Raw genomic sequence first — 25,952 nt, 5'->3', positions numbered from 1 at the left:
TAGGCTCGCCTGGCTCGGGCACAATGTCTTCCCGCCTTGAGCGGGCTCGCCATCTCCCCTGTGATTAAGTGGCCGACACGATCACGCGCCGATGTCGTCCGTCAGTGAACGGTTCGACTGGGCAAACAGGCTCGAAAGCACCATCGTGACGCTGCTCGCAGCCATGGAACGGGGCGTCTTGGACGAGCGCGCCAGGTAGATCGACCTTTCGATGCGTGGCTCCGCTATCGGACGACACTTCAGGCGCGCGGAAATCGATCCGTGTTCGGCCACTCGCGCAGAGAGCACGGTATATCCGATGCGTTCAGCGACCAACGATTTTATGTTCTCCAAAGAATCGATTTCCATGACTACATTGGGCCTGTGGCCGTGCCGGGATGCTGCCCGCTCAACCTCCTCTCTCAGCCCGTGCGGACGGCCTGGGAGGATCAGGGGTAAATCGAACAGTGCCGATACAGGCATCTCGCTGCACGAGGACACCGCCTCAGCGCCTTCAGCTCCCACCAGGTTCAAGTGCTCTCTGGCGAGCAGCTCCTTCGAAATTCCCGAGATGATGTTGCTGCCGAACACGAGCGCCAAATCGAGCTGGCCTGCCAGCAGCCATTGAGACATATGACCCGACAAGCCTTCTGCGATACGAAGTCGGATGAGCGGGTACTGGCGGCGGATCGTTATTGCAAGCGGTACCGTCAACGCGATGCCGAGCGAAGTGGGCATTCCGACGATCACACTGCCCGACGGTTCCGCTTCTATACCTCGCACCTCTTCTGAGATTGTCCCTATATCGGTCAGAACCGACCGGGCGCGGCTGGCAAGCCTAACCCCGCTCTCTGTCGGCACGATGCCCCTGGGGGTGCGGTGAACCAGACTGCAGCCCAGTTCCTTCTCAAGCCGGTTCAGATGAAGACTGATGGCCGATTGGGCAACATGCAATTCATCAGCCGCCCTAGCAATAGACCCGTGTTCCACGATACCAACGAAATATCGGAGCTGACGAAGGTCCATGGACGAACTCTCAGGGTGGGTGACACGCACATTTGCGCCGTTTGCAAAACGTACCGATCGCGCAAGAGCTGGTAACAATCCAGCTAATACTTCGGCAAGGACTTCTTACCGGGAGCGATACGGAGCAATCATTAAGTGCACCCACAATATTGGTTTCACCCCACCCAATTGGTGCTGCCGAAAGCGGCCTCTTTGCGCGGTCAGGAGTTCGACCATACCGCTCGGCCCCAGTCCAGCGAGCTTTCTCATAACGAGAAGCCTACCATCGAGATTCTATTCTTCCGGTTTGAGACGAAGGCGCATAGTCCGGTTTCAGCATCATCACGCGCTGATTCCGGAGCACCCCATGCAGACCGTCAACTGGGAAGATCCGCTTCTTCTGGATCAGCAACTCACTGAGGAAGAAAGATCGGTCCGCGAAACGGCCCATTCCTACTGTCAGGAAAACCTGATGCCCCGGATCCTCGAAGCCAACCGGCGCGAGACTTTTCATCGAGAGATCATGACTGAAATGGGCGCGCTCGGATTTCTCGGTGCCACACTCCCTGAGGAATATGGCGGAGCTGGCCTTGGCTATGTCTCCTACGGCCTGATTGCACGCGAGGTCGAGCGCGTCGACAGCGGCTACAGATCTGCCATGAGTGTCCAATCGTCCCTTGTGATGCATCCAATATACGTCTACGGGACCGAGCAACAGAGGCGCAAGTACTTGCCCAAGCTGGCGTCGGGAGAATGGGTTGGATGCTTCGGTCTAACCGAGCCGAACCACGGGTCCGATCCGGGTTCGATGATCACGCGCGCGAGGTCCGTGAATGGCGGATTTGAGCTTATTGGCACGAAGATGTGGATCACCAACTCCCCCATAGCGGACGTGTTCGTCGTCTGGGCCAAGACGGATGACGACCTCATTCGAGGATTCGTGCTCGAAAGAGGAATGGCCGGTTTGAGCACGCCCAAGATCGAAGGCAAGTTCAGCCTGCGAGCATCCATTACGGGAGAGATCGTAATGGAAGGCGTCCGCGTAGGCGAAGATAACGTTCTACCAAACGTCAAAGGCTTGAGGGGGCCGTTCGGCTGCCTCAATCGCGCCCGCTATGGCATCTCATGGGGGGCGATGGGAGCTGCTGAGTTCTGTTGGCACGCAGCGCGTCGGTATACGCTGGACCGCAAGCAATTTGGGCGGCCGCTCGCGGCTAATCAGATCGTACAGGTCAAGCTCTCAAGTATGATGACCGAGATCGCGCTCGGTCTGCAAACGGCCTTAAGGGTCGGCCGATTGATGGACGAGGGTCGTGAAGCTCCCGAGATGATCTCCCTTGTGAAGCGCAACAATTGTGGCAAGGCACTCGATATTGCACGGCTCGCTCGGGATCTGCACGGCGGCAACGGGATCTCCGACGAATTCCACGTCATCAGACACGTGATGAACCTCGAAGCGGTGAACACCTACGAGGGTACGCACGACATCCATGCCCTCATCCTCGGGCGGGCGCAGACTGGCATCCAGGCCTTCAACTAGGAGTCCCAAATGAGCGGGTGCCTGAGCGGGCTTCGCGTCCTGGACCTGAGCCGTGTTCTTGCGGGGCCGTGGGCCGGACAGATACTTGCCGATCTCGGTGCGGAAGTTATTAAGATTGAGCGTCAGTAGGAGATGACACCAGGGATTGGGGGCCAGCCTTCCTCACAGACGGCGCGGGCCGCCCAACATCGGAAGCTGCGTACTTCCTTTCATGCAATCGCGGGAAAAAGTCGGTCACCATCGACCTGAAAGATCCGGCGGGGCAAGAGCTGGCGAAGAAGTTGGCGACGAAATCCGACTTCCTGATCGAGAACTACAAGGCTGGGGGACTGGCCAACTACGGACTCGCCTACGAAGATTTACGCAAGCTGAACCCCGGCTTGATCTACTGCTCAATCACCGGTTTCGGTCAGACTGGCCCGTACAAGGATCACGCCGGCTACGACTTCATGATTCAGGCTATGGGCGGTCTCATGAGCGTTACGGGGCTTCCGGATGGAGTGCCTGGAAGTGGTCCCGTGAAGGCGGGAGTCGCCGTGACGGACTTGTTCACAGGAATGTACGCGACTGTCGCGATGCTTGCTGCGCTCGGACATCGGCGACGCACCGGTGATGGACAGCATGTCGACCTATCGCTCATGGACGTTCAAGTCGCAACTTTGGCCAACCAGGCTCAGAACTATCTAACGTCTGGGAGAATACCAACCCGGCTCGGCAATGCCCATCCAAACATCACGCCATATGAGACATTCCCGACGTCCGATGGTCATATGGTCCTTACGGTCGGCAACGATGGGCAATTCGCCAGGTTCTGCGCTGTGGCCGGCCGACCCGATCTGTGTGCGGACCCAAGATTTGCGACCAATGCGGCCCGCGTGCAGAACCGCGGCATCCTCATCCCACAGCTCGGATCACTGACGTCAAGACACTCGACCGATCACTGGCTAACGGTTCTGCAGGCCGCTCGCGTCCCTTGCGGACCGATCAACACATTGGACCGGGTCTTCGACAATCCCCAGGTCAGACGCCGTCAGATGTGCGTGAATGTGGCTCATCCTTTCGGAGGCGACCTTCGCCTCGTAGGCTCTCCAATGAAGTTTTCGGCTACGCCAGTTTCCGAGGCTCAGGCGCCCCCGGTGCTTGGACAACATACCGAGGAGCTTCTTTCCGAGCTGTTGGGAGTGCCGAAAGATGACATCGAGACACTGAGACTCCGTGGAATCATCTAGTCGCGGTTGCGCTTCCTACGGATCCATCCGGGAGCAAAGGCGCGGAGCTTTTCACACTAGGCTCACCTTCTCGCCTCGGTCTTCAGGCATACGCATGGCTTGATAGATCTACATCACCCATGATCGCCTGCAATTTTGAGACTGGCCGAAAGAGGTCGGCGGCCAACTTTACGTGAGTCTCCGCTTGTCGCACCAGTTCCATCGGCGAGCTTTGACACTCTGTGGCCTTGATACGCTTTTGGCTGACTCCGAACTCCTAACCGCCGGGCCGGGTCGCAACCCCTTCAAAGAGCTGCAGTTACTCGCTATCGTTGCAAGATGCGAGGCAGGTCCCTTCCATCACAAACCAAGAGATCTAGTTCGACGTGAACTGCCTCTTAACATTGCCTTGATGGCGACAACTCGATAGTCACGATGCCCACTGACCAGCCAACTAATTAGACAGCTATTTGCCGCGCAGGAATTATATGCCTGGCAGCTATTCCAAGCAGGAAAACGGCGGGGCGATGCACTAAGCTCGACCACAGAGAAGCGATGAATGAATTCGCGCGCGGCTCAGCCGGGAAATAGCCGAGGTGGTCGCCTCAACTACCGCGGACAGCTCTTGGACGGCAACCCCTCACAACGACACTCTGTCCTAATGGCTAGGTCTGATCTCATGCGAGCATGCGACCACGTACCTAGTCAATCAACATCTGGAGCTACAGCAGAATGCAAAAGCCACTTCCATTTGAACAAGCCGAATTCGCAGCACGCTTGACGGCGGTAAAAAAAGAAATGGCCAAGAGGGGGATTGACATTCTTCTTCTGTCTGAGCCCCCCAACCAAAATTACCTAACTGGCTATGATAGCCTATCGTTCTACACGCCTCAAATGGTGGTCGTAGCGCTCTCTCACGAAGAACCCGTGTGGATCGCGCGATTCATGGAACGGCCGCAGGCAATGATGGGAACTTATCTTGCAGCCGAGAATATCCGGACCTATCCGGACGAGTATGTAAACTCGCACGCTGGTTTGTCGGCATATGACGTTGTGGCCGATATCGTAAAAGAACTCGACGGCGAAGCGGCGCGAATTGGCGTGGAGATGGGAGGCTATTATTATTCCGCGCGCGCACACGCAGATCTTGTGCGGGCTCTGCCCCTTGCAACGTTCGTAGACGCCGACCTGCTCGTCAATTGGATCCGGATCGTGAAGAGTCCGGCCGAACTTGTTTGCATGCGTCAAGCCGGCCGCATCGCCGATGCGATGATAAAACGCGGCGTCGATACAATCGAGCCCGGTGTGCGTGAATGCGACATTGCGGCGGCCGTTTATCACCAGCAGATAGCGGGTACCCCAGAATTCGGAGGAGGCTATGACAGCTCCTGTCTGTTCTTTGGTGCGGGCGAACGCGCCCTTGCGCCACATCCGACCTGGACCGACGATCCGTTGCCGGCGTCAACAACCGTCTATATGGAAGTTCACGGAGTTCGTCTTCGTTATCAAGTCAATCTCGCTCGCACAATTGTCGTCGGAAAGCCCAGTCCCGCTTACCAGAAATTCACGGAGATTGCGGTCGAAGCTCTAAATGCGGGCCTCGAAAGCGTCCGTCCCGGTCGTACATGCTCGGAAGTCCATGCAGCGTACGCCCAATCGCTCGCGCGTCATGGATATGAAAAAGAGGCGAGGCTCGGCTATCCTCAAGGAATAGGCTATCCACCCGCATCAGCTGAGCGTACGGCCAGTTTGCGGAAGGGAGACAATACTGTGCTTAAGCCAGGTATGTGCTTCCACATGATGGCTGCCCTCTGGCTGGACGACAAGAGCGTCTGCATCACGCAACCCTTCGCCGTCACCGAGAACGGTTTTGAGTCCTTGACCTCGACGCCCCGCAGCCTGATTGTCAAATAGCTGATTGCGAGCAATCCACGCTGGTGCCGCTGCAGCAGGGACTTGGCCGTAGATCAGCCGCTTCGAAGGTAATTTTCAAATCGAAGAGGAATTTGCGCTCTCCACGGGGCTACTCGACTGTCCGTACGGAGCTGGCACGCCTACCGGGTTGAATGGGCTGCCATTTGGAGAAGGGGAAGGCCAAGTGTCTGACTGCGAGTGAGGTGAAAACGTCAAGGCAAATCCAGGAATCGAAACGGCTCACCTCACCGTGAGCACAGGAAAAGAGGTCGGCTCACCAACTGTTAGCAGTTTCGGGCTCCCAGCCCGAGCAGCAATGGTTCGAGAGAATGGCTGTCCCGGCGCAGTCTTCAATTCCAGGCTGCTGGCGGAACGCCTTGCGATCATTTTCAAGATGGGTTCTACTCCGCCTAGGATGCCCGCCGGCTTGATCTGGCCTGCGACGTGCCGTAACCCGCACTGGGGCGCTGGCCTGAAGACGCTGAACTTCAAGAACGTTCCGGTCTCCGCATCAGCTTATCGTATGGGCTCAACGAGGATTACGTCGTGTCGTGCTCACGAGACGGAAAGCGTGCGCCTTGCGAAATAGGAAGCAGAATTTCGGCAACGCTAGGCCTGACATTGAGGAAATTCGGCTGGGAAGGCAAAGTAATATTCGTGTGATCTGATAGTGGATTCGGTATCAAGAGGCGAACCGGATGTTCTGCGCTGCTTGGCCCCAAATATGGGGGGATCTTGCGTCCACACGGCGAGGTGCCGCGGTGTTCCTGGACAAGCTTGAGAGCATCTGGGCAGCAAGCAGTCGACAAAACTGGGCCGCAAAGTGGATCAAGATCGGCGATGCTCAGTGCTTGCTTTGTGATCTGAATTTCAAAAAGGGAGCGTTCACTGAGGCAGCCGAGGCTTGGCTTAGCGCGCTGACCGCCTTCGAGGTCGCCAGGCGGCTAATCGATGAAGATGATGAGCTAAGCGAAGAAATTTCGGCGAAGGTCGAATCTGGCATTCAGAGATTCGGATCGTCCCTCAAGAAGGTTAAGCGGGTAAAATTCGCCTGTGTTGATCAAGGCGAATTCGAAGCCTACTTCTTGCCCGGCGCCAAATCCGATGAACGTAGCCCGGGGGTCATTTGCATCAGCAGGGAAGGGGAGACACGGGCGACATTGCTCGGAAGGCTCTTGCCCGTGGCGGTTGGCCGCGACATTTCACTCCTCGTTGTCTGTCACGACGACTTCTCAAATCACTCGCCCCGCCAACCGGAAAACTTCTTTTCTTATTGTGTGGATTACCTGTCAGCCAGGTCTGACGTGGATGCCACTCGGATTGGCGTGTATGGAGAAGGATTATCGGCTGCTTTAGCCACCGATTTCGCTGTGTTTGATCACCGGATCGCTGCGGCGGTCTGCGACGGTGGCCTTTGGAATTGGACTTCAACTGTGGCATCTGTCAGCTGGATGGCGAGGACAGCCGATATCGTAGACGAGGACGTCCAGTCGATCCGTCGTTTGCGGTTCGCGCGACATTTGAAATGTCCGGTCCTGGTGATTGCTGGGGGGCGCGGCATGGTCAGCACCTCGGAGGCGATGAACCTCCAAGCCGACTGCACCGCTGCGCGCCTCGACCTTGAGGTGGCCGTATCACCGGTGGCCCAGACCCCCACGGGCGAGATCGAAAACTTCGTCACCTCGGACGATCGTATATTTGGATGGCTTGAAAACAAGCTCGCGGCGGTTCAGATTCGCAGGCATGGCAGCCGGTATAAAGGTGAAGACCTCGCCAACGCTGTCGACATTCGGGCCGTCCCATAATTAGGTCGCCTTAGTGGTGCTCCTTCTCGAGGGACGCCATGAAAGGCAAGTTTGGGCAGTCGTTGTGGATTCGGCAGCTACAATATGCCTATGGTCAGTTTTTGAGATGCCAATCGGCTATTCTTGGCAATCGAGGTGAGCCGTTTGTTCAGGTACCGAAGTGACTCCTCATCAAGCTCGGCAAACATGGTCGAGTTGAGCGCCTGCCTCTTGATTGACAGATTGGCGATTTCAGACCGCGCCTTTTGGGTCAGCGATATCTCCAGAAATCGGGCGTCATCCGGCGATGTCACACGGACGAGGAATTCCATTTTTTCGAGCTTCTTCGTTTGGGTGGTAACGAAGGCGGTATGGATTCGCAGCTTATTCGCAACCGCTGTTCCCGAAACGCCGCGACCTTCATCGAGCTCATCGATCGCCATCAGGATCAACCACTGCGATTCGGAGATCCCGAGCATCTGCGCCCAACCCTTATGTATTTCTGCGAGATGGGCGTTGATCTCGACAATGTTCCAGATGAAATCCCGCACCGCTCTCTCAGGATATTCATTCTCTGCCATGTTGGTCTTTCGTTTCGCTGGCGATAGCGGCCGGACCCGCTTTAGCCGTCCGACATAGAGCCTAGGGGCAATTTTGCAATCTATATATTAATTGATTTATTCAATTTATTGGAATAATTATATTTGCTATCATCGGCTTGAATCAGCGATCTCGCACAGATTTACCCCCTAAACGTTCCTCCTGAAGTCGCATTTTTAAAACATTCAGTCCTTGACGTGCGGCTGTTGCCGAATCGTCACTCCTCCGCTGCAAATATCGCGAACGAAAATTAATTAATTGCAATAATTAATATATGAAATTACTGAGGCGTGGACAGCGAGGGGGGCCTCGAAGTCGATCGGTCGAGACGCACCCACTGGGCGCGGCTGCAGCGGCGGATCCGGAAAGTAATCACGTTTTTCAACTTGGAGGTTCATCGATGAAATTGACTAAGACCCTTGTCCTCGCTTCTGCGGCGATGTTCGTCGGCGCCGGGGCGCAGGCGGCCGATCTCCCCGTAAAGGCGAAGGCCATCGAGTATGTGAAGATCTGCTCGTTGTATGGTGCGGGGTTCTATTACGTTCCGGGCACCGACACTTGCGTCAAGCTTGGTGGTTATCTTCGTGTCGAGGTCGGCTTGCGCACGAATTCGTATGCTTACCCGGCCGACAGCGGCTTGGCGGGCGCGCAAAATCGACTCAGCAACGACTATGTATGGCTTTCTCGTGAAGCCCTGAACATCGATACGCGGACCGCGACCGAATACGGTGTGGTCCGTACCTACTTCCAGGGCGTCTTCAGTTGGTTTACGGGCGGATATAACGGGGCGGGTACGGGCCTCACGGGGGGGGCAACGGCGTATAATGCGGCCCCTACCGGAACGAACGGTAACGGATCGATCGCGGGCGGTAAGCTCGGTGTCTATGATGCCTTTATCCAATTTGCCGGTTTCACTATCGGCAGGGCGCAGTCGCAGTTTTCTGCGCCCTGGGCGGAATATCCGGCGAACTGGTACGAGATGCCGGGCAGCGGCGGCTGGGAGCGCGTGAACCAGCTCACCTATACGGCCGATTTCGGCCAGGGCATCACGGCGTCCTTCTCGGCTCAGGATCAGGTCACCAGCTACCAGGGCGGCATCTGGAACGTGAGCGCTGCGACGCCCGCAGCTATCGCCTTTGGTCAGTACGGCGCCAATGACACTGGCGGTTCACGCGCTCCTGATCTGGTCGCCATGCTGCGCGTTGACCAGGCTTGGGGCCTCTTCCAGGCGTCGGTCGCTGCCCACGACAATCATGCCGGCTACTATGGGGTGTCAGAGGTCACTGGATATCCGGGCGACAAGTGGGGTTGGGCTGGTCAGCTGTCGTTGTCGATCAAGAATATCCCGACTGGTCCGGGTGACACGATCAACATGTCGGCAGTCTATACGAACGGAGCGAGCCGATATAACTTCCAAAGCTATAACTCCAACGTGTTTGCGATGTACGGCGGCACGAGTTTGCCGGGTGCTTACCAGAGCGTCGGGCTTGCCGGCGTTCCTGACTCCGTGTTTGTGGCTGGTGCCGGCCAGGAGTTGACCACGACTTATGGCTTCAATGGCGGCTTCACCCACAACTGGGATCCACACTGGGCTAGCAGCCTCTACGGGTCGTGGGCCGCTGTGCGCTATAACGGGACGGCCAAGGATTACATCTGCGGTGCAGTCGTGACGAACCTTGCGCTGTCGAGCGGGCTTGCTGGGTGTAACCCCAACTTCAACCATGCGACGATCGGTACATACACGTCCTGGACCCCAGTCAAGGGCCTGACCTTTCTGGCCGAGCTCAATTACATGATGCTGGACCAGAAATATGCAAGCGGAAGCACTGTAACGCTCCCGCTGCAGGCGAATATTGCAAAGCCCGGCGCAGCCTATGAGCTGAAGAACCAAAACAGCCTCACGATGCTGCTTCACGCTCAACGCAACTGGTGATTCTTAAAAGAAGCTGGATCTACTCTCGACGTCCAAACAGGCCTCCGGCATGCGTGCTGGAGGCCTTTATTTCGATTTGATCTGTCGTACATACGAATCAAGTAGCGGTCTCGCAGGTCCGCCGCGAGCTGTTGGCCATAAGGATTGACAGTTGTTTGCTCCTCAGATCCAAGCTTTTACAAGTCCTGGAGCCGTCCGAGAAACGCACTCGGCCTTTCGATAGAAGGAGGTACTCTTCGGTCCGTGCCTCAGCACAGCCGAGCGATGATGTTTCACGCGTCGCCAGATTAGCGGCCCGACGATCGAAGTGCCTCGGACTGGCACCAGCGGTGTATCGCTGGCATTCACGCGCGGTTCGCGTCCGAACAGAGTGCGTTCGACCATGATGGTCGCAATCTCGGCACGGGCGCCCGCAATGCAACTAGCGACATCCGCCTCAATGCCGACGACGTCGACCGGTACGCGGACAGTTTCACTGCCGGAGAAGTCTGCCACCTTCCATATTGCCTACGATGGCTCTCGTCCGCTCGCCGCATCATCGACCGCAATCGCCGCGGAAACGAATGTCGTTGACGATCTTCGCGACCTAGTCAGAGAACATGTGCTGCGCGAAGATCAATCACTTCTCCTTCGGGCCGGTCGCGATCGAGGATCGTCTGCGCCAATCATTGATCGATCGTGCCAGCTCAATTTGGGCCTCGAAGATGGAAGCCGGCGAGGGGCGATCAGGTAAGCTTGAGTCCCTTAGCTTGCTAATTTAGATTCGCGTTCGAAGCGTCGCCGAGGCGATGTGGGTCACCGTGAGTTTCGGGCCAACAACTGGCTGCCTAACACCGACGATTCGCCGGCTAGGCAAGGATGCGGTCTCGGGCGCCGCTTAATGTTCCCGTAGGCTGGCACGTTGGTGATGATCATCGGACAGGACGTCTCGATGCCCAGCGACACTGCTTCGCACGCGCGGACAAGCGCAATTTGTGAAGGCTGGATGGCACGGAGACGAATCCGCGAATTCGACTTCGTCCGCAGAATTTCTCTAATCCCGACCCTATCTTTGCCGTCATTCGGCGTGGATGCCGCTTACGATTGCAGCAAATCAATATCCAGCAGCTCTACATTTGGGGGTGAATTTACTTGCGCCCGAATGTGCTTGCGGGGAGCGCTTACCGTTGCCCATCAGGAAATCGTCCGCGCGCGAGACGTTGGGATGCGCGACGGGATACAGCGTTCGCTGCCATTTCGAGCGGTGACAATGATCGATACCTTGTTCCGGGCGCGACAAGTAACCTGCGGCGGCTCGCCTCGCTCGGCGAAGTCATCAGCGGAAAAGCGGATAAAATGCAGACTCAAGAGGACCAAGCGTGAATCAAGTAGTCAAACTCGATCGTCATGACGTCATCGCTATCATCACGATCAACTATCCTCCCGTGAATGCGCTGAGCGCCGCAGTGCGCCGGGGCCTTGTAGACTCCGTGAACGCCGCGATCTCAGATCCCGAGGTGAAGGCGATCGTCCTCACGTGCGCGGGTCGTACCTTCATCGCTGGTGATGACATCAAGGAATTCGGCAAGCCACCCCAGCCGCCGTCTTGGAACGAGATGATGGCCGTGCTGGAAAACTCACCAAAGCCTATCGTCGCCGCGATCCACGGCAACGGTCTTGGCGGGGGGCTCGAGGTGGCGTTGGTCTGCCATTTTCGGGTCGCGACGCAGGACGCCAAGCTCGGTCTGCCCGAGGTCAAGCTTGGCCTTCTGCCTGGCGCCGGCGGTACACAGCGCCTTCCGCGCGCGGTGGGACCAGAGCTTGCGGTCAAGATGATCGTTGGCGGTGATCCGATCAGCGCGGCGGACGCGCTGAAGTACGGCTTGATCGAGGAGATCGTCGTGGATCCCGCTTCCGGCGGCGAGGCATTTGCCCGCAAGGTTCTCGCTGAGAAGCGGCCGCTCCGCCGGCTGCGCGATGACGACTCCAAGCTTGCGGCGGCTAAGGCGGACCGCTCGATCTTTACCGACGCAGTAACTGAGATGACAAAGAAGGCGCGCGGTCGGGAAGCGCCGTTCGTCGCGGCCGGAGCGGTCGGTTTTGCCATCGACCTGCCGTTCGAGGAAGGTCTGAGAAGGGAGCTCGAGGGCTTCAATAAACTCTTCGCTGGCGGTCAGTCGAAAGCTCAGCAATATGCTTTCTTCGCCGAGCGGGCAGCCAAAAAGATTGCTGGCCTGCCCGAGGGTACAGAGTCGCGTCCCGTCAATCGCGTCGCGATCATTGGCGCAGGCACTATGGGCGGTGGCATTGCGATGTCTTTTGCTAATGCAGGCATTGCCGTGACCCTTGTCGAGACCAGCCAGGAGCAGCTTAAGCGGGGCATGGGCGTCATGCAGAAGAACTGGGAGGCAACCGCAAAACGCGGCGGCATCCCGCAGGATGCGCCCGCCAAGCGCATGGCGCTGATCAACGGCGTCGTTGGCCTAGAGAACGTCAAGAAGGCGGACCTCATCATCGAGGCCGTGTTCGAGACTATGGCGGTAAAGAAAGAGGTTTTCAGCAAGCTCGATCAATACGCCAAGCCGGGCGCCGTGCTGGCCTCGAACACATCCTATCTCAGCATTGACGAGATTGCCAAGGCGACCAAGCGGCCGCAGGATGTCCTCGGCATGCACTTTTTCTCGCCGGCCAACGTGATGAAGCTGTGCGAGGTCGTGCGTGCGGCAAAGACTGCCCCGGACGCCCTCGCTACGGCGGTGTCGATCGCGCGCGAGATCGCGAAGGTGCCGGTGGTCGTCGGCGTTTGCCATGGCTTCGTCGGCAATCGCATGTACGATCGAAGCGGTAAGCAGGCCGAAAAGTTGTTGTTTGAGGGCGCGCTGCCGCAGCAGGTCGATGCGGTCATGACGAAATTTGGCATGCCGATGGGGACGTTCGTGATGCACGATATGGCAGGCCTCGATATCGGCTGGCTTTCACGCAAAGAGCGAGGCGTCAAATCGGAGATCGCGGATGCGCTGTGCGAAGCGGGCCGGTACGGCCTGAAGGCGGGCAAGGGGTACTACAAATATGAAGCGGGCTCGCGCGCGCCGCTGCCCGATCCGGAGGTTGAGAGGCTGATTGGCGAGACGCTCGAGCGCCTGGGGCTCAAGAGGCGCGTCGTTAGCGACGATGAGGTCCTCGAGCGCTTGATGTACCCGATCATCAATGAGGGTGCGAAGATCCTCGAAGAGGGCATCGCGTCGCGACCAAGCGACCTCGACGTGGTCTGGCTGTATGGCTTCGGATGGCCGATCTATCGTGGCGGACCGATGTATTGGGCGGACCAGATCGGGTTGGATAAGGTGCTGGCCAAGCTAAAGGAATTCCACGCGAGTCTGGGTGACGATTTCAAGCCGGCGCCCCTGCTTGAGAACCTCGTTGCTGAGGGCAAGAAGTTCGGCGAACTCAAGCAGCCGGCCCGGTAAGCCCAGCCGATCTGACGTAGCCGCTCAAGCGTCCGCTCTGGGGCGGGCGGTCCTGCCGCACTTCGCGGGCAAAGATAGCAAAAGGATCATTTTCTCATGCGTGAAGCCGTTATCCTCGCAGCCAAGCGGACGCCCATTGGCAAGGCCTACCGGGGGGCCTTCAACAACACCTTTGGCGCAACGCTCGGTGCCGCACCGATTAGGGCCGTAGTGGCCGAGGCTGGCGTGGACCCGGGCGCGATCGACGACGTGATCATGGGTGCCGCGATGCAGCAGGGCACTACGGGTAACAACATCGCCCGCCAAGCGGCCTTGTGCGCTGGATTGCCGAAAACCGTCTCGGGCATGACCATCGATCGCCAGTGCAGTTCCGGCCTGATGGCAGTGGCGATGGCAGCGAATTACATCGTCAACGACGGTGCGCCAATCGCCATCGGCGGCGGCATCGAGTCCGTCAGCCTGGTGCAGAACGACAAAGCGAACTACTTTATGGCATCCGATCCGTGGCTGAACGAGCACGTGCCCGAGCTGTGGACCTCGATGATTGAGACCGCCGAGATTGTAGCCGAACGCTATGGCGTCAGCCGCGAGGCTCAGGACCAATATGCTCTGCAATCCCAGCAGCGCACAGCGCTTGCCCAATCGGAAGGTCGCTTCGTAAATGAGATCGTGCCGGTCACCACTGTCACGAAGGTGGTGGTCAACAAGGACAGCGGCGAGACCGCCGACAAGGAAGTCACCCTTTCTGCCGACGAGGGCAACCGTCCGCAGACCACATTGGAAAACCTCAAGAAGCTTGTCCCGGTGTTCAAGGGCGGGCGCTATGTGAAGGAAGGCAAGTACGTCACCGCGGGCAACGCCAGCCAGCTGTCCGACGGTGCCGCCGCTGTGCTCCTGATGGAGCGCAAGGAGGCCGAAAAGCGCGGGCTGGAGGCGCTTGGCGCCTATCGCGGCATTGCGGTGGCCGGCTGCGGACCGGAGGAAATGGGCATCGGTCCTGTCTTCGCGATCCCGAAGCTGCTGGAGCGTAATGGCCTCAAGATCGATGACATCGACATCTGGGAGCTGAACGAGGCCTTCGCCAGCCAGGTGCTGTACTGCCGCGACAAGCTAGGCATTCCGAACGAGAAGCTGAACGTGTCGGGCGGCTCTATCGCTATTGGCCATCCTTACGGTATGACCGGGGCCCGTTGCACCGCGCACCTGATGTACGAGGGCAAGCGTCGCGGCGCCAAGTACGGCGTCGTCACCATGTGCGTCGGTGGCGGCATGGGCGCTGCGGGTCTCTTCGAGATCTACTGAAACTCGAAGACACTACGTGGGGGAGCTATTTTAGAAGGGACTGGCATCCCTGCGCAATGGCAAGAATGGAGGAAGCGCAGCTTCCTTCATGAAGCGCCGAGAGAGATATGTAGAGAAGCTTCGGACGCTGCGGGCCGTCACGCATGATTGGGGCTATCCGGCTGCGCATTACGGTATTCGGGTTGAAACCTTCGCAATTACGCCCACGCCGAGGACATGCAGAAGCATGGGGTAAAAATCGATATCGGGGCGAGTCCGCCCAGTGAACCAAGTCATCGGCGTCCGCAATCCAGAACAGGGCATATGAGGGCGTGGATCAGGTCCATCAAGCAGACGATAGCGTTACGCACGTCGATCCGGAATTTCATGTGGTGGCGTGGGTTCGGCCGAGGCGGCAAACGGCATTTCCCCACGATCACGAGCACAAGCGTTCGATTGATCGCTGAGGGGCCGTCGCTCGCACGGAACTATCACGGGAATCCTCCCAATGAGCTCTAAAGACACGAGACAAGACCAGATGAAAGACCGCGTGGCAAAAGGCTTACGCAAGTTCAGAGAGCTGGAGTCCGCGTACGAGACCGTTACCGTTGCTCAGCTGGTTTCAAGACGAGCGCGCACCCACGGGTCAACAATCGCCATCGACATCTTCGAGCGCGGCGAGCGCGCAACCTACGCGGAGATGGACCATCGCTCGAACCAGTATGCACATGCATTGCGCGCTTTTGGGGTGTGCAAGGGGGACCGCATCGGGGTGATGCTGCCCAATCGGATTGAATTTCCGATTCTGTGGTTTGCGTGTGCAAAACTCGGCGCGGTGCTGGTCCCAATCAACATGCGCTACACCCCAAGGGAGGTCGGATATGTCCTGGGCGATTCAGAGGCGAAATTCGCCGTCGTGGACAACTCAGTATGGCAAGTGTTTTCCGCGATGGATCTTTGGCCGCAAAACCTCGCCAAGGAGCGGGTTATCCTTGTCGGACAACCTTCCGACGGCGAGACCACGACACTTGATGAATTGCTCAGGGGCTCGAGCTTTTCGCGGGTGGAAGGGGATGTCTGCCCGGGCGACCTGTTGAACATTCAATACACCTCCGGGACGACCGGCTTTCCGAAGGGCTGCATGTTGACGCATGACTACTGGGGTGTGCAGGGGTACGCATATGTCCTAGTAGACCGTCAAACGTACAAGACACATCTCTGTTGGTCGCCCTTCTCCTATGTGATGGCACCAGCGATCTTCATGAAATCATATCTACAGGGCACAACGCTGTACTTGGCGCAGCATCTTAGTTCAACGCGATTTCTTGATTGGCTCAAGACGTATCGAATAGAGTGGTGCCCGCTTCCGGGCCCGATAGCGGAAACTGCGGACATCGCATCGACATGCCTGAAGGAGGCTACTTCCGGCGGTTGGAGCACGGATACGGTGCGCCGATTCCGCGACCGGTTCGGCGTGCGCGGCCAGAGCGCCTACGGGATGACGGAGATCGGATTCGGAACGCAATTCCCCAACGACCTCGATGAGATGGACGATACTGGCTCCGTCGGGATTCCCTCTCCATTTCGGGAGGCTCGGCTGGTCAACGACGACGGAAGTCCGACGCCAGTCGGTGAAATCGGAGAACTGTGGGTGAGAGGTCGTGGCATGTTCTTGGGCTACTGGAAGAAGCCGGAAACGAATGCCGAAAGCTTTGAAGGCGAATGGTTTAAGACCGGCGATCTCTTCCGCCAGGACGATGCTGGTTTCCTTTGGATCGTAGGACGCAAAAAGGAAATGATCCGGCGCTCGGGCGAGAACATCGCTGCCCGCGAAGTCGAATCTGTCATCCGAGAGATCCCGGAGATCGCCGACGTGGCCGCGGTTCCCGTTCGCGACGCTAAGCGCGGAGAGGAAATCAAGATCTGCGTGGAATTGCACGAGGGTCTTAAGCCGGCCGATTTGCCGGTGGAGCGCATCCTCAGCCATGCTCGTGCACGCCTGGCGCCGTTCAAGGTGCCGCGGTACATTGCTTTCACGCCAGCGCTGCCGAGAACCGACACCAGCAACAAAGTGCTCAAGCGTGCGCTGATCGATATTGGTGATCCGATCTTGGGCGCGTACGACTCTGAGGAGCAATGCTGGCGCTGAACGGAATGATGACAGGCAATCTTGAAGAGACGAAGGTCGAGAGCGTAGGGCTCGGGTCCGGCCAACCTTCGCGACCATTGATCCGATCGTCAGCTGCCGCTTGGCTTAGGCATCCTCTCTGTCCGCCGTCCGACCTGCCCAGCCGGATCGATCGAGTCATCTTAGTCGCTCCATGAGGGCCGCGCGAGGTTGCGGGATTCTCTGCAAGAACTGAGAGGCTGAAGCCGCCATGGTAAGTCCCGTGTTTTGCAGAGATCACCGCTCGTAGAAGAGCTTGGACTCATGATGACCGTGACGAAGATTAGGGCGCATATATCTGGTGCCGCAGAGTTGTTGAAGTCGAGTAACGAGCTCCTCAAGCCGCTGATTGGGGCCGCAGTGCAGGAGACGATCGAGGCCGAGATGACGGAGGCGCTGGGGAGTGCGTTCGGGAAGAGGCAATCATGGCGAGCCCAGGCAATGCTGCCACGCGGCTAACAGGGTGGAAGTGAAGCATCAACCAGCGGTTCTAACGCATATTTTGCATGAACGATCGGAGTTAGATATTGTTGCCCGATCGTTCTCAAGCAGCCAAGAGGATGCGTCGACGTAATAGCGGGCAGCTTGCCCTGCCATACATTTGTCGTTTGATGCCTTGCTCCTGCTGATCTGACCTTCGATCTGACTGGTTGTACAGGAGGTCGTTTTTGCCGCTCGGACGGCATCGAGCTCGCTGTTGCCTGCTTGTGTGATCAATTCACCGAGCTCGGCGATGTCGCTACCAGTGGGACAAGACACACACCGCTTCGTCAGATCGGCCGCCGCGCCAGCGGCCGACGAGGCCTAGCGCCAATAATGGGTGCCGATCCTCTATGCACGCGCCCGCTGATCAGCGGACGTGGGAGCTCATACCGGTTACCCATCAGCGGCTGGTTGCCGAAGCAAGAACGCTCAGTGCCGTCCACCGCCGCCTCCATGACATCTATGCCAGCCTGGATCCGGCCACCTTACTATCGGAACCGTGCAGGAGCACTGTAAGCGTCGTTCCGCTCCCACCTTCTCGCGGCGCATGGGATAGGCGAGTTTCACGATCTCTTTGAAGGGATCGGCTTGTGTCTATGCTTGACCATACGCTTAAGTCGGACGTAACGCCGCGTCGGCTGGAAGTGATCACGGAGACGGGACGACGTCGTTGGTTCTCCAAGGACGACAAGGCCCGGATCGTCGAGGAGACGCTGGTACCAGGCGCGGTCGTTTCCGAGATTGCCCGGCGACACGGGCTGACCCCCCAACAAGTGTTCACCTGGCGCCGGCAAGCACGCCGGCCGCCGACGCCGATGGCTGACGATCCGCAGTTTGTGCCTGCGGTGGTAGACGCCATGGTACCGGCCGTGGCTGTTGGCCATGAGCGCAAGACAGCGCGACGCAAGGCCAAGCCGGATGTCGGGGGCATCGAGATCGAAGCCGAAGGCGTCACTATCCGGGTCGGCCGAGGCGCGGACGTGACGATGATTGCGGCCATCGTCCATGCGCTGAAGGCAAGCCGGTGATCGGCCCGTCCGGAAATGTCCGGGTGATGGTGGCAACCAAGCCGGTCGACTTCCGCAAGGGAATGGAGGGGCTTGCTATGTTGGTACGCGAGCACATGAAGGCCGATCCGTTCTCAGGCGCTGTTTATGTGTTCCGTGCCAAGCGGGCGGACCGGATCAAGCTGATCTTCTGGGATGGTACGGGTTTGTGCCTGTTCGCCAAGCGGCTCGAGGAAGGCGTCTTCCGCTGGCCGAAGATCGAGGATGGCGTGATGCGTTTGTCAGCGGCAGAATTGTCGGCGCTGCTCGAAGGGCTTGATTGGCGGCGTGTCCACGCGGCACGGGAGACGGTCGTCCCGACGCAGGCCGGATAATTGTGGGGCCGCGCTGCGGCGAAGTGAATCAGGGGCATCGAGCACGTCGTCAGGCGGGCGCGAATATGCTCTGATTTGCGTGTGAGCGATAACCTTCCTGATGATCCCGAGACGCTGAAGGCGATGCTGCTGGCCGAGCGGCACGAGAGCGAGCGGCTGCGCCAGATCATCAAAGAGCTGCAGCGTCATCGCTTTGGCCGGAAGGCAGAGTCGCTTCCCGAAGAGCAGATGCTGCTCGGTCTCGAGGACGTCCAACAGGTTGCGGCCTGTACGGAAGCGAGCCAGGACGAGACAGCTCCGGAAGGCCGGGCGGAGCGCGCACGCAAGCGCCGCAACAATCGCGGAGCACTACCGGCGCATCTGCCGCGGATCGAGGTCGTGGTCGACCTCGATGACAAGACCTGCCCCTGCTGCAATGGCGACCTACACCAGATCGGCGAAGACAAGAGCGAGCGGCTGGACATGGTGCCGGCCCAGTTCCGCGTTGTGGTCACCCGACGTCCCAAATACGCCTGCCGAGCCTGTGAGGATGGCGTCATGCAGGCCGAGGCTCCGACCCGGCTGATCGAGGGCGGACTGCCGACGGAGGCAACCGTCGCGCAGGTTCTGGTGTCCAAATATGCCGATCACCTGCCGCTCTATCGGCAAGCCCAGATCTATGGCCGCCAGGGCATCGCTCTCGATCGATCGACGCTGGCAGACTGGGTTGGGCATGCCGCCTTCCATCTGCGTCCGCTGCATCAGCGCCTTCTCACGGTGCTTCGCGCGAGGTCCAAGCTGTTCGCCGACGAGACGACGGTGCCGGTGCTCGATCCCGGTCGCGGGCGCACCAAGACCGGCCAGCTCTGGGCCTATGCCGCCGACGACAGGCCCTGGGGCGGCCTCGATCCGCCCGGCATCGCCTATGTCTATGCACCCGACCGCAAAGCCGAGCGGCTGTTCAGCCATCTTGCCGGCTTCAAGGGCGTCCTGCAGGTCGATGGCTACAACGCCTACCCAAAGCTTGCCGATCGCGGAGAGGTCGAGCTCGCCTTCTGCTGGGTGCACATGCGGCGCAACTTCTACGAACTCGCCACCGCCGGCCCCGCGCCGATCGCGAGCGAGGCGCTGAAGCACATCGCCGCATTCTACGCGATCGAGAAGGAGATCCGCGGCCGCAGCGCGGAGGAGCGTCGCCACGTGCGGCAGCAGAAGAGCCGACCACTGGCCGATGCCTTCGAGGTATGGCTGCGCGCCAAGCTGGCTCTCATCAGCCAGAAGATCAAGCTCGCCGAGGCCATCCGCTACGCCCTCTCGCGCTGGCAAGGCTTAACGCGCTTCATCGATGACGGCCGCATCGAACTCGACAACAATACGGTCGAACGATCAATCCGTGGCATCAAGCTCAGTCGCAAGAACGCGCTGTTTGCCGGATCCGACGGGGGCGCCGAACATTGGGCCGTCGTCGCAACCTTGGTCGAGACTTGCAAGATCAACGACATCGATCCGCTCGCCTATCTCACCGACGTCCTGACCAGGATCGTCAACGGGCATCCAAACCGAGACATCGACCAGCTACTGCCCTGGGCCTGCCGAGCTCAAGCCCTCAAAGCTGTGGCCTGAGAACGACGCTTACGGAGCACTTGGCAAGTCTCACCGACGCCGCAGGGCATCCAACTGCGCCGCCGTCGATTGAACAGTTCTTGTCGAGCTTGCGAATAGCATGAAAAGAAGGAGCGGGACGCCCGACTAACAGGCCACTTGCGAGCCGAAGCGAGAGCGACCACACGCCGATCCGCTCGTCAAAGGCCACGCCACAGTTACGCGAATGGGCAGCCCGAGCCGTGGCGGAGCAGCAGCAAAGTCCTGCGCTGCTCGAGGCAGGGTCGGTGGTCTGAGGTGGACCGGTGATCGAGCGTGCGAAAGGCTGGCTCGATGCGCCACCGCCTTCAGCAGCTGCCAGCCTTGACCACGCCCGATCACCTGCCTTTTGGCCTGGCAAGCGCTCGGTCGAGGACCGAGCGCGAAATCGTCGCGTGCGGATTCCGACGAAGTCGCCCAGGCGTACCGATATTAAGTCGCCCATGGATTCCGAGACGATGTCGCCCACCTTTCCGATTTGATCTCGCCCGGTGACGAGGCGTTCTGGCCGGCTGGTTCTCTGGCATCGGTCAAGCCGCGCGGTCAATCTGGAATCGCGACTTCAACCTTTTTTCTTCTGCGGTTGCTGTGGGCATGTGGGCAACGCGATTGCGTTGTCCAAGCGCAGCGGCATGTCCACAGCGCTCAGATCTTTCGGGCGGATTGCCGGGTTCGGCGCAGGCTCTCACCGGTGAGGTCGAGCCGATGGGCATTGTGGACGAGGCGATCGAGCACGGCGTCGGCATAGGTGGGATCCCCAATGAGCAGATGCCACTGATCCACGGGGAGCTGGGTGGTGACGATGGTGGAGCGATGACCGTAGCGATCTTCGAGGATTTCAAGGAGCTCGTGACGGGCGCCGGAATCGAGCGGCTCGAGCCCCCAATCATCGAGGATCAGCAGATCAACACGGCCAAGACCGCGCAACAGGCGTGGGTGTCGGCCGTCACCGCGCGCGAGAGCGAGGTCGTCGAACAGACGCGGGACGCGCTGGTAGAGTACGGAGCGATTGTCGCGACAGGCCTTGTGGCCGAGCGCCGAGGCGAGCCAGCTCTTGCCGACGCCGGCAGGGCCGCAGATCAGGAGATTGACGTGGTCGTCGATCCAGCGGCCCTCGACGAGGCTGGCGAACAGCGGGCGGTCCAGACCGCGCGGAGTGCGGTAGTCCACGTCCTCCACGCACGCCTGCTGGCGCAGCTTGGCGTAGCGCAAGCGGGTGGCGAGCCGCTTGTCGTGGCGCAGCGAGGCTTCACGTTCGAGCAGCAGCGCAAGCCATTCGGCATGACCAAGGCCGTTGGCTTCGATGTCGGCGAAGGCCTTGGCCATGCCGTGGAGGCCGAGGGCGTTGAGGCGATCGAAGGTCGGATGAGTGAGCAAGGGATGGTCTCCTAATTGTAGTAGCGCGGTCCGCGGATGTTGGCATGCAGGATCGGCGCGTCGTCGGCGGAACGCTGGTGAGCAGGACGCCGATCGAGATTGTTGGCGAGGATCGACTTGACCGAGCCATAGGTGCGCGCGCCGATGTCGATCGCCCGCGCAGCCGCGGCGTCCAGCCGTTCGCGCCAATAGGAGGCGGCGAGCCTGAGGATGCCGAGGCAGGCGCGGAAGCCTTGTTCGGGGTGCGAGCGCTCGTCGAGAATGAGGTCGCACAATGCGCTGGTTGCCGGCCCGATCGCGGCGGCATCCTGACGGATACGCCTGATAGTCCAGCCGGCGTAGCGCCGATGGCTGGAGGCCATGTGCTCCGGCACGGTGGTGTGTTTGTGATTGCCGCTCATGCGCTGATGCGCGGCGATCCGCTCGCCCTTGTGGAAGATCTCGACGGTGCGGGCGGTGAACCGGATCTCGACCTCGGCGCGCACAAAGCGATGCGGGACGCTGTAGTAATGCTTCTCCACCTCGACGTGGTAATCGAGGCTGACACGGCGGATCCGCCACTCGGCGAGCACATACGGGCTCACGGGCAAGGGCTTGAGCGCCGGCCTGTCGATCTCTTCGAGGAGCCGGCGGCGCGTCATGCCGAGCCGCCGGATCGGCCGCTCCTCGTTGAGCCTGGTGAGCAGTTCGCCAATCGCCGCGTTGACCTCGGCGAGGCTGTAGAAGGTGCGATGGCGGAGGCGACCGAGCAGCCAGCGCTCGACGACGAGGACCGCCTGCTCGACCTTGGCCTTGTCGCGCGGCTTGCGCGGCCGCGCCGGCAAGATGGCGGTGCCGTAATGCGCCGCCATTTCCGCATAGGTGCGATTGATCTGCGGGTCGTACAGGCACGCCTTGATGACCGCGACCTTGGTGTTGTCCGGCACCAGCAGCGCCGGGACGCCGCCGATCGCCGCGAAGGCGCCAACATGGGCGCTGATCCAGTCGGCGAGCCCCTGCGTCCACGTCGCCTGCGCGTAGGTGAAGCTCGATGCACCGAGCACGCGACGAAGACCTGCGCCGTTCTGCGCTCACCGGTCAGGCGGTCAACCACCACCGGCACGCCGTCGCCGGCATAGTCGACGAACAGCTTGTCGCCGGCCGCGTGGGCCTGGCGCATCGTCACCGACAGGCGGCCCTCCCAGGTGCGGTAGAGCTCACAGAAGCGCGAGTACCGGTATCCACCGGGCTCGGCCGCGATGTACTCCTCCCACAGGATCGACAGCGTCACGTGCTTGCGCTTGAGCTCGCGGTGCACGGACGCCCAGTCGGGCTCGGCGATGCGGCGGTGACCCTGCCGGTTGCCATTGCCGGTCTTGGCGAACAGGCGGGCTTTCAGGGCCGCGTCCGTGAGCTCGTCGGGCAACGGCCAGGTCAGGCCCGTAGCCTCGAACCGCCGGATCGTCAGCCGTACCGTCGAGGGCGCAGCTCCTACCCGTCGCGCAATCTCGCGGCTCGGCAGCCCGGCCGCCTTCATCCTGATCACATCGCGCACACGGCGCATCGCAAGCCTCTCCGTCGGCATCCAGGGTCCCCCTTCGCAAAGCTGAAAGGGTTGACCCTATGGGAGCCAGAAGAGGTCTCGTCACCCCGGGTTTGCTCTTGCGATACCCGGGTGACATCATCCCGGAATGGTGGGCGACATCATCCCGGAATGGGTGGGCGACTTCAAATCGGAATGGTGGGCGAGATCATCTCGGAATCCTGGGCGACATCGATCGGAATCCGCACGTCGCGCTCGTAATGCCGATGAGGCAACAAAAGATCTATCGGGAATATCATCAGATCCGGCAATACGCCTTCTCCACCCGAATCGTCGCGCCATCGCGCAGGGCGAAGCACTTTCCCAGAGCAATGGCAACGAAAGCCCATTGCTAACGATCTCGTCGCCATATGGCCTTTTACGCGGATACGGCCGAACTTTGGGATGGACGTACGTTCAATTTAGTTCGAAAGAAGCCGTTAGGCCGACGATGGCTCACTGTGCAAACGTTTTGTCCAGAGCAGACCATTGCACCATACGTGTTCAACGCGTCCCCATTGGCAAGCCGCTGCGGCATCCGGGAAGAACCCACGTCCGTGGTGATTGGCACTCGTATTGCAAAGTAGCGGAATGCCCGTAAGCTTTTCATATTCGACGAGAAGCTCGGCCACTTTGTGCTCGGAGGCTCTGGAAATGGTCTGCAATCGGGCAGATCCATCGAGATGTACAACGGCGGGGATTTTGTCTCGCCATTCTGCTCGTGTCTGGTGATCGAAAAGCATGTATGGGTCCGGCGTTCCAGGGCTGAAAATGTCCCGCGCACGATGCTCCAGGCATATCGGCGCCACTGGCCGGAAGTGTTCGCGAAGTTTGATGCTATTGAGATGATCCTTCATTCCCGGCGATGTCGCGGCCGCAAGAATGCTTCTGCCGCCCAACGCCCGTGGCCCAAGCTCGGCACGGCCGGCAAGAAAAACGACAGGCTTGTTGTAGGCAAGGATGGTAGCAAGTTCACGCATACTGCACGGCGAGGTCTGCCACTCGGGCGGCACTCCGCTGGCTTGCAGAGCCGGGCCACTGTAGACTGACCATTCCAACGGCGCGAAACCTTTGTGCTCCGCCATTGCTGAGCAAGCAGCACCGATCGCTGAGCCGCTGTCGTTCGGAAAGGGCGGCACCCAAACAGCATCGAACAAGTCGGTTGCCCGTAGTGCGCTGTTCCATTTGATATTGAGACCGCAGCCGCCGGCTATACACAAATTTCTCGATCCCGGAAGAGCCGAATGCCGATGAAAAGCAATCGCCATTTCGCGAACGAGTAGATGCTCAAGGAAACAATGAAACGATGCAAGCACATCTTCGGGAGACTTGGTCTTCAACCGAAGCGCGCTGGCATTGAAGAAGCCGTGTAGAGCCGCAACTGAGGCGTTCATGCTGCTGATGTCGCCACGATAATGACGCGCACGCCTCGCATTGCCCGCAAACCGCTCTTCGTAGAGTTCCCGAAACACCGCCACGATATCTTCATCAACAGAGCCGAGCGCGATGTAAGCCATCACCTTGCCGGCGATGCTCCCGTCTCCCCAGCCGGTGTAGTTCGCTCTCTTGTAAGGTCCGAAATGATGACCAGCCACCACATAAGCGCGCCCACTCATCGGGAACAGGCATTCAAGGAGCCGGGCGCCGCCGGGTTCTACATAGTAGAGACGTGGAAACATCCCAGCGTCCCACACCAGGCACAACGCGGGTTGCCTGGCCTTGGCAAAAGGACTGGTGCAGTATGCGGAGGCTATATGGCCCGTGACGTGCGGAAAGCTTCTGTAAGGGAAGTCTCTCCCATCCAGCCTGAGGCCAAAGCCGTCGCGCGAATTGAGCAGGCCTTCGGCATGCTGTTCAACATACGGCCCGCCTCTTAGGGTGATAGGCGCGGCCCCACTGAGAACCTGGAATTGCGACTCTGCGTCTCCAGTCCAGCCGTCGATAACGAACTCATCAACGTCGCGCGCAGCCATACCTTGCTCCGCCAAAGCGACAACAATTGCATTGAGATTGTCGATGGCTTGATACCTCGGATTATTACCCCGCTTCTCCTGCTCGATACTAAAGACAAGCCGTCCGTCCTCGACAAGAGCAATCGCTCCGTCATGGGTCAGTTTGATACCGCAGATGCGCATAGTGCCTCCATGTCTAACGCCCGACATTTACTGGGCCAAAGACGAATCGCATTCACAAACCAGGCGAGCAAACCCAAGGTCCGTTGGTACACACCGTTGCGCGCAGATCACACCTCGACCTCTATCCGCGTTTCGTCTCCACCCGCGTTTCATCAGTGACCACCAGCTTCCGATAGGCGAGCGACAAGTGGCAAGGCGCTCGAACGACGACCGACTTAGTTCCGCCGTCAATTGGAACAGAAGAGTGTCGGGTCTATTAATTCGAAAAAGCGAGCAGGCGTGCGCAGAACATCTTCGATAGAGTTGATACAAACTTTGCCAGAAGATCGACGGGGTTCGTGCCCAGTGCGCCTCGATCGCGCCAGTGACCATCACGGGATTATGCCGTGGCCGAGGTCGCAGCATCGCATGGAATCAACAATCGTCGGTCAACTCACACTCAAACCAAAGGTGCGTCCGCTCGGGATCATCCCTGAGGCGCCATTAGGCTAGCCGCGTCCGCTGCATCGGAGTACCGGTGGCTCCTATTTGGCGGCGT

General features: G+C 59.3%; 15 protein-coding genes and 2 pseudogenes. 12 read left to right on the top strand and 5 right to left on the bottom strand.

The window, feature by feature from the left end; all coding sequences use genetic code 11:
* Positions 1–81 precede the first annotated feature (81 nt).
* On the bottom strand, positions 82–1,005 hold the full coding sequence (locus AAFG16_RS40270) for a LysR family transcriptional regulator (protein WP_342734319.1): 924 nt from the start codon (positions 1,003–1,005) through the stop codon (positions 82–84).
* Between the two features lie 346 nt (positions 1,006–1,351).
* On the opposite strand from AAFG16_RS40270, the gene AAFG16_RS40265 reads away from it, so the two are divergent.
* The 5 genes and pseudogenes from AAFG16_RS40265 to AAFG16_RS40245 all read left to right on the top strand — a co-directional run bounded on the left by AAFG16_RS40265 (position 1,352) and on the right by AAFG16_RS40245 (position 7,451).
* On the top strand, positions 1,352–2,524 hold the full coding sequence (locus tag AAFG16_RS40265; RefSeq protein ID WP_271609272.1) for an acyl-CoA dehydrogenase: 1,173 nt from the start codon (positions 1,352–1,354) through the stop codon (positions 2,522–2,524).
* Between the two features lie 9 nt (positions 2,525–2,533).
* Positions 2,534–2,653: a CoA transferase gene (locus AAFG16_RS40260; RefSeq protein ID WP_342734315.1), complete on the top strand. Its 120-nt coding sequence runs from the start codon at positions 2,534–2,536 to the stop codon at positions 2,651–2,653.
* Between the two features lie 56 nt (positions 2,654–2,709).
* Positions 2,710–3,753 (top strand): annotated as a pseudogene (locus AAFG16_RS40255) (CaiB/BaiF CoA-transferase family protein); the annotation flags it as partial.
* A 711-nt stretch (positions 3,754–4,464) separates the two neighbouring features.
* Positions 4,465–5,646: a Xaa-Pro peptidase family protein gene (locus AAFG16_RS40250; protein WP_342734313.1), complete on the top strand. Its 1,182-nt coding sequence runs from the start codon at positions 4,465–4,467 to the stop codon at positions 5,644–5,646.
* A 761-nt stretch (positions 5,647–6,407) separates the two neighbouring features.
* Positions 6,408–7,451: an alpha/beta hydrolase gene (locus tag AAFG16_RS40245; protein ID WP_342734311.1), complete on the top strand. Its 1,044-nt coding sequence runs from the start codon at positions 6,408–6,410 to the stop codon at positions 7,449–7,451.
* 77 nt (positions 7,452–7,528) lie between these two features.
* On the opposite strand, the gene AAFG16_RS40240 is transcribed toward AAFG16_RS40245, so the two are convergent.
* On the bottom strand, positions 7,529–8,011 hold the full coding sequence (locus tag AAFG16_RS40240) for a MarR family transcriptional regulator (RefSeq protein WP_271609636.1): 483 nt from the start codon (positions 8,009–8,011) through the stop codon (positions 7,529–7,531).
* A 419-nt stretch (positions 8,012–8,430) separates the two neighbouring features.
* Between AAFG16_RS40240 and AAFG16_RS40235 the strand changes: the two genes are divergently transcribed.
* From AAFG16_RS40235 to AAFG16_RS40205, 7 genes are all read left to right on the top strand, one after another.
* Positions 8,431–9,963 (top strand): porin, encoded by a 1,533-nt coding sequence (locus tag AAFG16_RS40235; protein ID WP_342734306.1) that lies wholly within the window; start codon positions 8,431–8,433, stop codon positions 9,961–9,963.
* Between the two features lie 1,358 nt (positions 9,964–11,321).
* Positions 11,322–13,409, top strand: coding sequence for a 3-hydroxyacyl-CoA dehydrogenase NAD-binding domain-containing protein (locus AAFG16_RS40230; RefSeq protein ID WP_342734304.1), 2,088 nt, complete (start codon positions 11,322–11,324; stop codon positions 13,407–13,409).
* Between the two features lie 96 nt (positions 13,410–13,505).
* Positions 13,506–14,711 carry an acetyl-CoA C-acyltransferase gene (locus AAFG16_RS40225; RefSeq protein WP_342734301.1) on the top strand — a complete coding sequence of 402 codons (1,206 nt, stop codon included), beginning with the start codon at positions 13,506–13,508 and terminating at the stop codon, positions 14,709–14,711.
* A gap of 517 nt (positions 14,712–15,228) precedes the next feature.
* The gene (locus tag AAFG16_RS40220; RefSeq protein ID WP_342734299.1) at positions 15,229–16,839 is read left to right on the top strand and encodes a class I adenylate-forming enzyme family protein; all 1,611 of its coding nucleotides are present in this window, start codon (positions 15,229–15,231) and stop codon (positions 16,837–16,839) included.
* A gap of 1,097 nt (positions 16,840–17,936) precedes the next feature.
* Positions 17,937–18,368 carry a transposase gene (locus AAFG16_RS40215; RefSeq protein WP_342734297.1) on the top strand — a complete coding sequence of 144 codons (432 nt, stop codon included), beginning with the start codon at positions 17,937–17,939 and terminating at the stop codon, positions 18,366–18,368.
* Positions 18,365–18,721, top strand: coding sequence for an IS66 family insertion sequence element accessory protein TnpB (gene tnpB, locus AAFG16_RS40210; RefSeq protein WP_342734295.1), 357 nt, complete (start codon positions 18,365–18,367; stop codon positions 18,719–18,721). Before AAFG16_RS40215 ends, tnpB begins: the two co-directional genes overlap by 4 nt.
* A gap of 123 nt (positions 18,722–18,844) precedes the next feature.
* Positions 18,845–20,323 carry an IS66 family transposase gene (locus tag AAFG16_RS40205; protein WP_342741054.1) on the top strand — a complete coding sequence of 493 codons (1,479 nt, stop codon included), beginning with the start codon at positions 18,845–18,847 and terminating at the stop codon, positions 20,321–20,323.
* A gap of 663 nt (positions 20,324–20,986) precedes the next feature.
* On the opposite strand, the gene istB is transcribed toward AAFG16_RS40205, so the two are convergent.
* The 3 genes and pseudogenes from istB to nodU form a co-directional block, all read right to left on the bottom strand.
* On the bottom strand, positions 20,987–21,718 hold the full coding sequence (istB, locus tag AAFG16_RS40200; RefSeq protein ID WP_342734293.1) for an IS21-like element helper ATPase IstB: 732 nt from the start codon (positions 21,716–21,718) through the stop codon (positions 20,987–20,989).
* Between the two features lie 11 nt (positions 21,719–21,729).
* A pseudogene (gene istA / locus AAFG16_RS40195) lies at positions 21,730–23,261 on the bottom strand (IS21 family transposase).
* 458 nt (positions 23,262–23,719) lie between these two features.
* Positions 23,720–25,414 carry a nodulation protein NodU gene (nodU, locus tag AAFG16_RS40190; protein WP_342734291.1) on the bottom strand — a complete coding sequence of 565 codons (1,695 nt, stop codon included), beginning with the start codon at positions 25,412–25,414 and terminating at the stop codon, positions 23,720–23,722.
* Positions 25,415–25,952: the final 538 nt, after the last annotated feature.

This window comes from Bradyrhizobium sp. B117, assembly GCF_038969555.1.
Taxonomy (GTDB): Bacteria; Pseudomonadota; Alphaproteobacteria; order Rhizobiales; family Xanthobacteraceae; genus Bradyrhizobium.
Note: the sequence above shows the minus strand (reverse complement) of the source record. Positions and strands in the feature narration are given on the sequence as shown.